Annotated in this window: 13 protein-coding genes; 10 read left to right on the plus strand and 3 right to left on the minus strand. The window is 47.7% G+C overall.

What is annotated here, in order from left to right:
• Positions 1-61: 61 nt before the first annotated feature.
• From JXR92_RS05140 to JXR92_RS05150, 3 genes are all read left to right on the plus strand, one after another.
• Positions 62-1549: a Gfo/Idh/MocA family protein gene (locus JXR92_RS05140; RefSeq protein ID WP_005825899.1), complete on the plus strand. Its 1488-nt coding sequence runs from the start codon at positions 62-64 to the stop codon at positions 1547-1549.
• Between the two features lie 72 nt (positions 1550-1621).
• Entirely contained in the window at positions 1622-2497 is an 876-nt protein-coding gene (locus JXR92_RS05145; RefSeq protein ID WP_117599803.1) for a 3-keto-disaccharide hydrolase, read from the plus strand.
• 22 nt (positions 2498-2519) lie between these two features.
• Complete coding sequence (locus tag JXR92_RS05150; RefSeq protein ID WP_117599802.1) at positions 2520-3422, plus strand: sugar phosphate isomerase/epimerase family protein; 903 nt, start codon at positions 2520-2522, stop codon at positions 3420-3422.
• A gap of 93 nt (positions 3423-3515) precedes the next feature.
• Here JXR92_RS05150 and JXR92_RS05155 read toward each other — a convergent pair whose 3' ends face one another.
• Positions 3516-4151 (minus strand): ribonuclease H1 domain-containing protein, encoded by a 636-nt coding sequence (locus JXR92_RS05155; protein WP_034525485.1) that lies wholly within the window; start codon positions 4149-4151, stop codon positions 3516-3518.
• A 117-nt stretch (positions 4152-4268) separates the two neighbouring features.
• On the opposite strand from JXR92_RS05155, the gene JXR92_RS05160 reads away from it, so the two are divergent.
• The 6 genes from JXR92_RS05160 (at position 4269) to JXR92_RS05185 (ending at position 9303) form a co-directional block, all read left to right on the plus strand.
• Positions 4269-4871: a nitroreductase family protein gene (locus tag JXR92_RS05160; RefSeq protein ID WP_117964278.1), complete on the plus strand. Its 603-nt coding sequence runs from the start codon at positions 4269-4271 to the stop codon at positions 4869-4871.
• Between the two features lie 62 nt (positions 4872-4933).
• Complete coding sequence (locus tag JXR92_RS05165) at positions 4934-5461, plus strand: shikimate kinase (protein ID WP_117599800.1); 528 nt, start codon at positions 4934-4936, stop codon at positions 5459-5461.
• Positions 5462-5596: 135 nt separating this feature from the next.
• Positions 5597-7489, plus strand: a complete 1893-nt coding sequence (gene speA / locus JXR92_RS05170) for a biosynthetic arginine decarboxylase (protein WP_117599799.1) — start codon at positions 5597-5599, stop codon at positions 7487-7489.
• A gap of 1 nt (position 7490) precedes the next feature.
• Complete coding sequence (gene argB / locus JXR92_RS05175) at positions 7491-8261, plus strand: acetylglutamate kinase (RefSeq protein WP_117599798.1); 771 nt, start codon at positions 7491-7493, stop codon at positions 8259-8261.
• Between the two features lie 60 nt (positions 8262-8321).
• Complete coding sequence (locus tag JXR92_RS05180) at positions 8322-8831, plus strand: RNA polymerase sigma factor (RefSeq protein ID WP_117599797.1); 510 nt, start codon at positions 8322-8324, stop codon at positions 8829-8831.
• On the plus strand, positions 8821-9303 hold the full coding sequence (locus JXR92_RS05185; protein ID WP_117599796.1) for a hypothetical protein: 483 nt from the start codon (positions 8821-8823) through the stop codon (positions 9301-9303). Before JXR92_RS05180 ends, JXR92_RS05185 begins: the two co-directional genes overlap by 11 nt.
• A gap of 300 nt (positions 9304-9603) precedes the next feature.
• Here JXR92_RS05185 and JXR92_RS05190 read toward each other — a convergent pair whose 3' ends face one another.
• Complete coding sequence (locus tag JXR92_RS05190; protein ID WP_119961733.1) at positions 9604-10464, minus strand: head GIN domain-containing protein; 861 nt, start codon at positions 10462-10464, stop codon at positions 9604-9606.
• Positions 10465-10751: 287 nt separating this feature from the next.
• Between JXR92_RS05190 and JXR92_RS05195 the strand changes: the two genes are divergently transcribed.
• Positions 10752-11462: a YgjP family zinc-dependent metalloprotease gene (locus JXR92_RS05195; protein WP_117599794.1), complete on the plus strand. Its 711-nt coding sequence runs from the start codon at positions 10752-10754 to the stop codon at positions 11460-11462.
• A gap of 232 nt (positions 11463-11694) precedes the next feature.
• Here JXR92_RS05195 and JXR92_RS05200 read toward each other — a convergent pair whose 3' ends face one another.
• Positions 11695-12093 (minus strand): hypothetical protein, encoded by a 399-nt coding sequence (locus JXR92_RS05200; RefSeq protein WP_005825862.1) that lies wholly within the window; start codon positions 12091-12093, stop codon positions 11695-11697.
• Positions 12094-12116 lie beyond the last annotated feature (23 nt).

Here is a 12116-nt window from a genome sequence, read left to right on the forward strand (position 1 = left end):
ACTGTAATGAGAAGTGTTTTAAAACTTAATTATATTAACCGATTTTAAAATCTAAAGAACCATGTCGAAATTTACAAGAAGAGAGTTTCTTAAGACCGGAGGTTTAGCTTTGGCGGGTCTTACCATTGCTCCAAGCAGCATTTTGGGTAAGAGTCACGGACACGTACCTCCCAGTGACCGTTTGAACATTGCTGCCGTAGGTATCGGTGGTATGGGACACACTAACATTAATCATGTGAAGGCTACGGAAAATATCGTGGCGCTGTGTGACGTAGACTGGCGCTACGCGAAAGGTGTGTTCGATGAGCTTCCCAATGCGAAGAAGTATTGGGATTATCGTAAGATGTACGATGAGATGGGCAAGGATATCGATGCCGTTATCATCGCTACGGCCGACCATACACATGCCATCATCACTGCTGATGCCATGACGATGGGCAAACATGTATATTGCCAGAAACCGTTGACGCACTCTGTATACGAGTCCCGTCTGCTTACCCGCCTGGCCGCTTCTACGGGAGTAGTTACTCAGATGGGTAACCAGGGTTCTTCGGACGAAGGTACCGACTTGGTATGCGAGTGGATATGGAACGGCGAAATCGGTGACGTGACAAAGGTGGAATGTGCTACCGACCGGCCCATCTGGCCGCAAGGATTGAATGTTCCCGAGAAGGAAGACCGCATTCCCAAAACTCTGAACTGGGATTTGTTCACCGGTCCTGCCAAGATGAATCCGTATAACGAAATCTATCATCCCTGGAACTGGCGCGGATGGTGGGATTATGGTACGGGTGCTTTGGGCGATATGGCTTGTCACATCCTGCACCAGCCGTTCAGAGCTTTGAAGTTGTTGTATCCTACCAAGGTAGAAGGTTCGTCTACATTGTTGCTCAATGCCTGCGCTCCGCAAGCACAGCACGTGAAGCTGACTTTCCCCGCACGTGAAAATATGCCGAAGGTGGCTATGCCCGAAGTGGAAGTTCACTGGTATGATGGTGGCATGATGCCCGACCGTCCGAAAGGCTTCCCCGAAGGAAAGCAACTGATGCAGAGCGGTGGCGGTCTGACTATCTTCCACGGAACGAAGGATACGCTGATTTGCGGTTGCTATGGACAGAACCCCTGGTTACTTTCTGGCCGCGTGCCCAATGCACCGAAGGTTTGCCGCCGTGTACCGAAGGCTATGAATGGCGGTCATGAGATGGACTGGGTACGTGCTTGTAAGGAAAGTCCTTCCAGCCGCGTAATGCCTAAGTCTGACTTCTCCGAAGCAGGACCGATGAACGAAATGGTGGCAATGGGTGTATTGGCCATCCGTCTGCAGGGCCTGAACAAGACACTGGAATGGGACGGAGCCAACATGCGCTTTACCAATATTGGCGACGACGAGACATTGCGTACAGTCATCAAGGACGGCTTCAAGATACACAACGGCCATCCAAGCTTCGACAAGACATGGACAGATCCGGTAAATGCCAAAGCTTTTGCAGAAGAGCTCATCAAGCATAACTACCGCGAAGGCTGGAAATTGCCTGATATGCCTAGATAAACATTAAAAGGGGCATCAGAACTTGTTTTCTGATGCTCATAAACGAATACTAATCATTTAATTTTTCAGATTATGAAGAAAATATATTATCCTTTGGCTTGTTGCCTTATCGGAGGTATGCTCGCCTCTTGCGGTGGCGGTGCAAAGAAATCGAACGCTACGGAAGAAGCCGCAGCTCCTACTACTACTGCGGTGTCTTACTCCAAGTCTTTGAAAGCGCCTGAAACGGACAGTCTGAATCTGCCGATTGATGCGGACGGTTATATTACTATTTTTGATGGAAAGAGCCTGGACGGATGGCGTGGATACGGTAAGGATAAAGTGCCTTCCAGGTGGATTATTGAGGATGGTTGCCTCAAATTCTGTGGAACCGGTACCGGTGAAGGACAGACCGGTGAAGGTGGTGACTTGATTTTCGCCCATAAGTTCAAGAATTTTGAGTTGGAACTGGAATGGAAAATTTCGAAAGGTGGTAACTCCGGTATCTTCTATCTGGCTCAGGAAGTTACTTCAAAGGATAAAGACGGCAACGAAGTGCTGGAACCCATCTATATCTCTGCTCCTGAATTCCAGGTGTTGGACAACGCCAATCATCCGGATGCCAAGCTGGGTAAGGACAACAACCGTCAGGCTGCTTCCTTGTATGATATGATTCCTGCTGTTCCGCAGAACGCCAAACCTTTCGGTGAATGGAATAAGGCCAAGATTATGGTATACAAAGGCACTGTAGTTCACGGACAGAACGATGAAAATGTACTGGAGTATCACTTGTGGACCAAGCAGTGGACTGATATGCTCCAAGCCAGCAAGTTCAGCGAAGAAAAATGGCCTTTGGCTTTTGAACTGTTGAACAACTGTGGTGGCGAAAACCATGAAGGCTTTATCGGTGTACAGGATCATGGTGATGATGTTTGGTACCGCAACATCCGTGTAAAGGTTCTCGACTGATTCCTTCTAAAAAGATAGTACTATGAGAATCAAACATATGATGATTTTGTCAGCACTGTGTTTATCCATGATGGCCACAAGCTGTAGCAGCCAGAGTAGGGAAACGACGCCGGAAACGACGAAAAAGGAAGTTGCCATACAGCTCTACTCTGTGAGGGACTTGGTGAAGGACGGCAGTAACCTCGACCAGATTCTGAAGGATTTGGCTGATATGGGCTATACCAGTGTGGAGGCCGCCAACTACAATGACGGTAAGTTCTACGGCAAGACTCCCCAGGAGTTCAAGCAGATGGTGGAAAAGAGCGGTATGACCGTGCTTTCTTCGCACACTACCCACGGGTTGTCGGACGAGGAACTGGCTTCGGGCGACTTTACGGAAGCCTTGAAATGGTGGGATCAGTGCATTGCTGCCCATAAGGAGGCCGGTATGGAGTATATCGTGACTCCGTATCTCTCCGTTCCCAAGACATTGAAAGATTTGCAGACCTACTGCGACTATTACAATGAAGTGGGCAAGCGCTGCCAGGCTGCCGGTTTGAAATACGGTTACCACAATCATGCCCATGAATTCCAGAAAGTGGAAGACAAGGAGCTGATGCTGGACTACATGCTGCAACACACCAATCCCGAATATGTATTCTTCCAGATGGACGTTTACTGGGTAGTGCGCGGCCAGAACAGCCCGGTGGATTACTTCAACAAGTATCCCGGACGCTTCACCATGCTCCATATCAAGGATCACCGCGAGATTGGGCAGAGTGGTATGGTAGGTTATGATGCTATCTTCAAGAATACGGATACTGCTGGCGTGCGCCACATCGTAGCTGAGATTGAGAAATACAGCTGCCCCGTAGAAGAGAGTGTGAAGCAGAGTCTTGACTACTTGCTTGATGCTCCTTTCGTGAAGGCATCGTATAGCAAATAAAACATGATGGCGGCTATTCATTCATAAGCTCGGCCGCATCATTTTCTTGACGCGGGCACAACCGGATGAAGAATCCAGGGTGCTCGCGTTTTTTTACTTCCTTCCGAAGTCGGCCGGAATTTCCCCCCATTGCTTTGTCTCCCATTTTAGGATGCGGGTGGTGTAGGTGTTTTCGCGCAACCACTTCTCCGCACGTTCTATTAGGTGGAAAAGCTCTTCGGTCTTGGCGTCACGCGGCAGTTTGGTTTTGCATTTTTTCTGTTTTATCCAGTTGATGGCGTTTACGCTGTCACTGTAGATGGGCATGTCGAAACCTTTCTGTTTCAACAAGGCAAGTCCGTGGACAATGGCGAGGAATTCGCCGATATTGTTGGTTCCATACATCGGCCCGAAGTGAAAGATTTCCTGACGGCTGGCGACGTGTACTCCCCGGTACTCCATGGCACCGGGATTTCCGCTGCAGGCGGCGTCTACGGCAAGGCTGTTTTCTGCGACGGCGGCAGGAAGGGGAGCGTCGGCGCCGGGAATAGTCTTGGCAGGAGAAGGGGCCGACCGCTTGATGTACGCGTACGGCGAAGAGGCAAAGGCTTTTTCCGCTTCCTCGCGTGATTCGAACGACTTGTATTTTGCTCCTTCGTAGCCTTTGGTCTGCAGTTGGCAGTCTGTCCAGGAAGTGTAGATACCCGGGCTGACTCCCGCCCATACGACGTAATATTTTTCTTTTTTCATAACTGCGGACAAAGGTAAAAAAGAAAATCCGAACAACTTAACTCTTTCATTTGTTTCTTTGTATGGCGGATATAAAATAAAGAAGAGAAGACTCAATAAAAAAAGAAAGGACAAAAAATGAAGAGAACATTTGCAGAGGCCATGGCGCATCGCCGTAGTTATTACTCTATCGGCAGCGATTCGCCAGTACTGGATGAAGAAATAGTACACATTATTCGTGAAGCCGTAAAGAATGTGCCGTCAGCTTTCAATTCACAGTCTACAAGAATTGTATTGCTGCTGGGCGACGAACATAAGAAATTGTGGAACATTGTGAAGGAAACCCTGAAAGCACGTATCTCTGCCGAGGCTTTTGCCAAGACGGAAGCCAAGATTGACGGCTGCTTTGCCAGCGGACACGGTACTGTGCTCTATTTTGAAGACACTTCTGTAGTCAAGAAGCTGCAGGAAGCATTCCCTTCCTATAAGGATAATTTCCCCACTTGGTCACAGCACACCTCCGCTATGCACCAGTTTGCCATCTGGACTATGCTGGAAGATATGGGGTTGGGCGCCTCCCTGCAACACTATAACCCCTTGATTGACGACGAGGTACGCCGCACCTGGAACCTGCCCGGCGACTGGATGATGATTGCACAGATGCCCTTCGGTACACCCACCGGTGAACCAGGAGAAAAGGAATTCGAAGATTTAAGCAAGCGTATCAAAATTTTTCTCTGATACAGAGGCGTTTTCAGCTTGGAATTGCTACCTTTGCAGGAAACCTGTAACTCGTAGCAGATATGATGCGTATTTTCTTGACCGGCTACATGGGAGCCGGTAAAACTACTTTAGGAAAGGCTTTTGCCCGCGAAATGAATGTGCCGTTCATTGATTTGGACTGGTACATCGAAGAACGTTTTCACAAATCAATCCGTGAATTGTTCACCGAGCGGGGAGAAGCCTCTTTTCGTGAATTGGAGCGAAACATGCTGCATGAAGTAGGGGAATTTGAGGATGTCGTGGTTTCTACCGGTGGCGGTACTCCTTGTTTTTTTGACAATATGGAGTATATGAACGGTTGCGGGCAGACGGTGTTCCTGGATGTACACCCCGATATTCTGTTCCGCCGGCTCCGGGTGGCGAAGCAGCAGCGCCCCATCCTGCAAGGCAAGACGGACGAAGATTTGCGCACCTTCATTGTGGAGGCGCTGGATAAGCGTGCGCCTTTCTACTCGCAGGCCCGTTATCGCTTTGATGCCGGTTATCTGGAGAGTCGCAGCCAGATTAGCGAATCCGTGCAACGGTTACGCCAACTTTTAGGACTTTAATCCCTTGTAAATGTGTATTTTTCAGTCCGATGAGCTGGATGTATTAGATTTATGTGTATTTTTGTCGCCCCTTTTATAAAACACACTATAGTGGGAAAATAGTAAATTGTAAATAGTCTAATAGTAAATGTACTGATGAGAAAATGGCGTATTGAAGATTCAGAAGAGCTGTACAACATAACTGGTTGGGGCACTTCGTACTTTAGTATCAATGACAAAGGTCATGTTGTGGTGACACCGCGTAAGGATGGGGTTGCCGTCGATTTAAAAGAGTTGGTGGACGAGTTGCAGTTGCGCGATGTAGCGGCTCCGGTATTGGTGCGTTTTCCCGATATTCTGGACAACCGAATCGAGAAGGTGTCCTGCTGCTTCAGACAGGCCGCCGATGAGTATGGGTATAAAGGAGAGAACTTTATTATCTATCCCATCAAAGTGAATCAGATGCGTCCTGTGGTGGAAGAGATGATTAACCATGGGAAGAAGTTCAATCTAGGTCTGGAAGCGGGTTCAAAGCCGGAGTTGCATGCTGTGATAGGGGTCAATACAGACCCGGACTCCCTCGTGGTCTGTAACGGATATAAGGACGAGAGCTTCATTGAATTGGCACTGTTGGCGCAGAAAATGGGCAAACGCATTTTTCTTGTTGTAGAGAAACTTAATGAGTTGAATCTTATTGCCAAGATGGCGAAGCAATTGAAAGTGAAACCCAACATTGGAATTCGCATAAAATTGGCTTCCAGTGGAAGTGGCAAATGGGAAGAAAGTGGGGGAGATGCCAGCAAGTTCGGACTGACATCCAGTGAACTGCTTGAAGCGCTGGACTTCCTGGAGAAAAAGGACATGAAGGACTGTCTGAAGCTGATACATTTCCATATCGGCAGTCAGATAACCAAGATACGCCGCATCAAGAATGCCTTGCGTGAAGCTTCGCAATTCTTTGTGCAGCTGAACAAGATGGGATTCAACATCGAATTCGTGGATACCGGTGGCGGTATGGGAGTTGATTATGACGGTACACGTTCTTCAAGCAGCGAAAGCTCCGTCAACTATTCCATCCAGGAATATGTCAACGATGTGGTGTCGACATTTGTTGATGCTGCCAACAAACACGGCTTTCCTCATCCCAATATCATTACCGAAACGGGACGTAGCTTGACTGCCCATCACTCCGTGCTTATCTTTGAAGTACTGGAAACGGCTTCCCTGCCCGAAATGGATGACGACTGGGAACCGGGAGAGGATGCCCACGAACTGGTGAAGGAACTGTATGACATCTGGGACAACCTGAGTCAGCGCAGCATGCTGGAACCCTGGCACGATGCACAGCAGATACGCGAAGAGGCACTCGACCTTTTCAGTCATGGCATCGTCGACTTGAATACGCGCGCGCAGATAGAGAAACTCTATTGGAGTATCTGCCGCGAAATTAACTCCATTGCCAGCGGCATGAAGCATTGCCCCGAGGAATTCCGCAAGTTGAGCAAGCTGCTTGCCGACAAGTATTTCTGTAATTTTTCGCTGTTCCAGTCATTGCCCGATTCCTGGGCCATCGACCAGATGTTCCCCATCATGCCCATACAGCGGCTGGATGAAAGACCCGACCGCGAGGCTACTTTGCAGGATATGACTTGCGACTCTGACGGTAAAATAGCTAATTTCGTCAGCTCGCGTGCCGATACGACGACCCTGCCGCTGCACTCGTTGCGCGACAAGGAGCACTATTATCTGGCGGTTTTCCTCGTAGGGGCCTATCAGGAGATTCTGGGAGATATGCACAATCTGTTCGGTGATACGAATGCTGTGCATGTGTCTGTCAATTCCAAAGGCTACACCATTGACCAACTGATTGATGGAGAGACGGTGGCAGAGGTGCTGGACTACGTGCAATATAATCCTAAGAAACTGGTACGTACGCTGGAAACTTGGGTGACGCAATCCGTCAAGGAAGGGCGTATCTCTGTGGAAGAAGGAAAGGAATTCTTGTCTAATTACCGTTCCGGACTGTACGGATATACTTATTTGGAATAAAATGGAGAAACTGACTGTAATAAAGGTGGGTGGCAAGATTGTAGAAGAGGAAGCCACCCTCTATAAGTTATTGGATGACTTTGCAGCCATCGAAGGCTACAAGGTCTTGGTACATGGAGGCGGACGCTCAGCTACGAAGCTCGCCGCCCAACTGGGGATTGAAAGCAAAATGGTGAATGGCCGTCGTATCACTGATGCCGAAACGCTGAAAGTGGTAACAATGGTGTATGGCGGGCTGGTGAATAAGAATATCGTCGCTGGCTTGCAGGCGCGCGGTGTCAATGCACTGGGCTTGACGGGAGCCGATATGGATGTAATCCGTTCGGTTAAGCGTCCCGTGAAGGAGGTGGACTATGGGTTTGTGGGCGATGTGAAGCAGGTGAATGCTGCTTTTTTGGCAGACCTCATTCATAAGGGTGTGGTTCCCGTGATGGCTCCGCTGACGCACGATGGAGAGGGGCACATGCTGAATACGAATGCCGACACCATTGCCGGAGAGACTGCCAAGGCTTTGGCGGGCTTGTTCGATGTTACTTTGGTATTCTGCTTTGAGAAGAAAGGGGTGCTGCGTGACGAGAACGACGATGATAGCGTGATTCCACAGATAACACCGGAGGAATTCAAGCAATATGTAGCCGATGGAGTGATTCAAGGTGGCATGATTCCAAAATTGGAGAACTCTTTCGAGGCGTTGAATGCGGGTGTGTCCGAAGTCGTAATCACTTTAGCATCAGCCATCAACGGGAACAGTGGAACCCGTATCCGAAAATAATTCAAAAAAAACGGCAATAGGCTGTAACTTTCTGAATACTTAACCGTCAATTTATTAGAGATGCAAGAACTCAGCTTTCGCAATGACATTCTCCCGCTGAAGGATAAGCTTTTTCGGTTAGCCTTAAGAATTACGTTTGATAGGGCAGAGGCAGAGGACGTTGTGCAGGAAACGCTGATAAGGGTTTGGAACAAGCGTGACGAGTGGTCGCAGTTTGGTTCTATTGAAGCCTATTGCTTGACTGTGGCAAGAAATCTGGCGATAGACCGTAGCGAGCGAAAAGACTCCCGTACCGTGGAGCTACTCCCCGAAATGGAGCAAGTCTCCGATGCATCGAGCCCTTACGAAAAGCTGGTGAACAAGGAACGGATGGCGTTGATACATCGGTTGATGAGCAAGCTTCCCGAAAAACAGCGGTTGATTATGCAGCTTAGGGATGTGGAAGGTAAGAGCTATAAAGAAATAGCAGCGGTCCTGAACTTGACCGAGGAGCAGGTAAAAGTGAACCTCTTCAGGGCGCGGCAAAAAGTAAAACAAACGTTTATTGATATAGAAGGTTATGGACTCTAAATATATAGAACAACTCTTGGAACGCTACTGGCAGTGCGAAACTTCTTTGGAAGAGGAAGCATGCCTGCGTGCTTTCTTTAGCGGTAACGATGTTCCCGGACACTTGCTTCGCTACAAGGACTTGTTCGTATATCAGCAGCTTCAGCAGGAAGTGCATTTGGGTGAGGATTTTGATGCCCGGGTGCTTGCCGAAGTAGAAGTTCCGGTGGTCAAGGCAAAGCGCATGACATTGACCGCACGTTTCATGCCGTTGTTCAAAGCCGCTGCAGTAGTGGCAGTGGTCCTTTCTATGGGGAATGTGATGCAACATTCATTTTTCTCGGATGTAGAGGAGGTGGCCGCAGCCGATACTATCGGTAAACAGATTTCCGCACCGTCGGTAGCTCTTTCGGGAGATGTGCCCGTGTCTCATGAAAAGCAGGTAATGGATAGCCTGCGTCGGGTGGACAAGGGTCTGGAAATCAGTGAATAGATATTTTCATTTGCTTTTAAAATAACATTTTCATTTGCTTTAAACATAATAGTTAGTGTGCTTTATTAAAACAACTTGAGGCTGTGAAGTTTCAATTCTCTCAAAATCTTATAAAAACTAACTAAAATAGAAGGGACGCTGCGTGATGCAGCGTCCCTTTATTGTTTGTACGCCCAGCATGGGTGGATGCACAAAGAACGAAGAACTTCCTCGCGGGAGTCCTTCGTCATCTTTATAGGTAATTATTTGAGAGAGAATTTAGTTTAGGTTCATTAATCTTAAAGTCTATATTTTCCAATGTTAAAGCTTATACAGTCCTTTTTTCGGATAGTCCAGTTCAGGATTACCCTTGTAGCCCACACTGCCGCTTCCGCTAGTGCGTACTTTTAGGAAATCTGTGGCATGGCACTTGATGTCGCCTGAACCGGCAACACTGGCGGATGCTTTCTTGGCAACGAAATCGGAAGCAAACAAATCACCCGAACCTGCCACGCTGTATTCAGCTTCTTGGGTGCTGCCGCTCAGGATGGCGGTACCCGAACCGGCAACGGATGCTTTGGTGAAGTTAGCCGTTACGTTGTTCAGCTTCATGTCACCTGAACCTGCAACGGATACTTGGAGGTCATTGCAAGTGATGTCGCTGCTGTTGATGTCTCCTGAGCCTGCGATGGAAATATCGAGGTCTGTGCAAGAGATGTTGTTCCCATTGATGTCACCCGAACCTGCCACAGAGATTTTGAGGTTGTCTGTCTTCAGTCCGTTTTTCAGTTCCACGTCTCCCGAACCTGCAACAGCAATGCCGTTCAACTTTTCTGTGGACACACGTACTTCCAGTTTATTATAGGATACGTTGACATTCTTCTTGAAGCCGATGTAGAGGGTATTGTCCTTGACACGGATATCCAGTAAGTCTACAATGTTGTCCGAGGTGTATACTTCCACTGTCGGTTTGCCGGACTTCTGTGTGTAGGTCACGTCGGGGCTGCCGGCTACACTCAGCTTGGTGAAATTGTCCACTTTTATGTCTTTGGTTACATAGTTCTTGCTTGCCTTGACTGTTTTGCTGCCGAAGCCTCCGGAACGGTATGTGTGTTGTTGTGAACAAGCGGTTGTACTGAATGCCAATAAGGCGATTGCGATAAATGTTGTTAGAGCTTTCATATTCTTTTGTTTTTTGTGATTTAGTGTTTATCAGTTAGACGTGAACTGCCTTGAAAAAGTTGCATGTAGAAATGCTTTTTTCAAAAGAAACCAGTTCAGCATACTTTAATCAATTATTGTGCCATAAGTGTAAAATGGTGATTGTTAAAGGATAGCCGTTTTTGTGCAGTGTTCATTATCGGACACTCCGTCCGCTTTTGTCAGGTATTTGCTTGCGTTTTTGGATGATTCTTTGTTCATTTGCAAAGCCTCTTCCCACCCCTTTCCTATGGGAGAGGCTTTGATTTATGACAGTAAACCGCATTATAGAAGATAAAGAGCTTGGCCCTTTGTTTGTCCGGGTCAATGCCCGGGCACGGCGTCTTACTTTCCGTACAAAGGAAGATGGAATTTACGTGACTGTGCCTCCCCGGACTTCTCTTGCCGAGATAGAGAATGCCATCGAGCAGCTTCGTCCGCGTCTGAAGGCTGCCAGACAGAAGCAGGTCAGAAAGCTGATTGATTTGGATTACCGCATTGATACGGAGTTCTTTAAACTGACATTGGTCAGCGGACAACGGGAACGGTTTTTGTCTCGTTCGGAATTGGGGGAAATGCAGATAATCTGTCCTCCTGATGCCGATTTCTCGGATGAGAAGTTGCAGGCCTGGCTACGCAAGGTAATTGAGGAAGCTTTACGGCGAAATGCGAAAATTGTTCTTCCGCCCCGTTTGTATATGCTTTCCATGCAGCACAACCTTTCTTACAAGAGTGTGAAGATAAATTCCAGCAGTGGGCGTTGGGGAAGCTGTTCGGCACAAGGCAATATCAACCTTTCCTATTATCTGGTACTTCTTCCCAAGCATCTGATAGACTACGTGCTACTGCACGAACTGGCACATACCCGCGAGATGAATCACGGGGAGCGTTTCTGGGATTTGCTCGATCGGATGACTGATGGAAAGGCACAAGCATTGAGAGCGGAGCTTCGGAAATATCAAACGAAAATAAATGATTAGAGATTAGTATGGGTGTATCACGGTAAGTAGTTCCTTGTTTTGCAGACAGTGATACTGCAAAACCACTGCATACCTTTTGCACTGTCACTGCACTCCTTTTGCACTGTCACTGCACTCCTTTTGCAGTGCCACTGCAAAAGTTATGTGGTGTCTTTGCAGTGGCTGTTGGTAAGCCAGGAAACAGCTTGTCGACTCCGAAATATGAGAGCAAAATGCCTCAAACTTTTTATCCCTAATTTTTTGCTAACTGCTTTACCTCTTCCCCTTCCTTCTCGAACCGGTATTCTCCTCCTTTTTCGCTTAGCTCAAATAAGGAAAGCTTTTCAGTTGCATTGTTTACAATCATGAGTGCGTTTTGCTCGGCAAAGCGTTTCACTTCGATGGTGAAAGGTTCTTCTGCAATGGTACGGTTCACCAGCAGGCTGTCGTTGATGAATATGGAAGTGGAATCTCCGGCAAATCCTTTCGTCAGTGTGATGGTGTATGTCTCAATGAAGTTGCGTTCTCCTTCTTTTCGTTGTTGCAGCCTCATGCTCATGTAGACAAAGATGACAACTACAAAAATCACGGCAAAGGCAAGGATGCCGTTGCCTATCATAAACTGTTTGTTGGTGTTCAGTCGGTGTGCCATGGATAAAAAGGTTTTTTAAGAAT

The sequence above is a fragment of the Bacteroides parvus genome, from assembly GCF_017309675.2.
Taxonomy (GTDB): Bacteria; Bacteroidota; Bacteroidia; order Bacteroidales; family Bacteroidaceae; genus Bacteroides; species Bacteroides uniformis.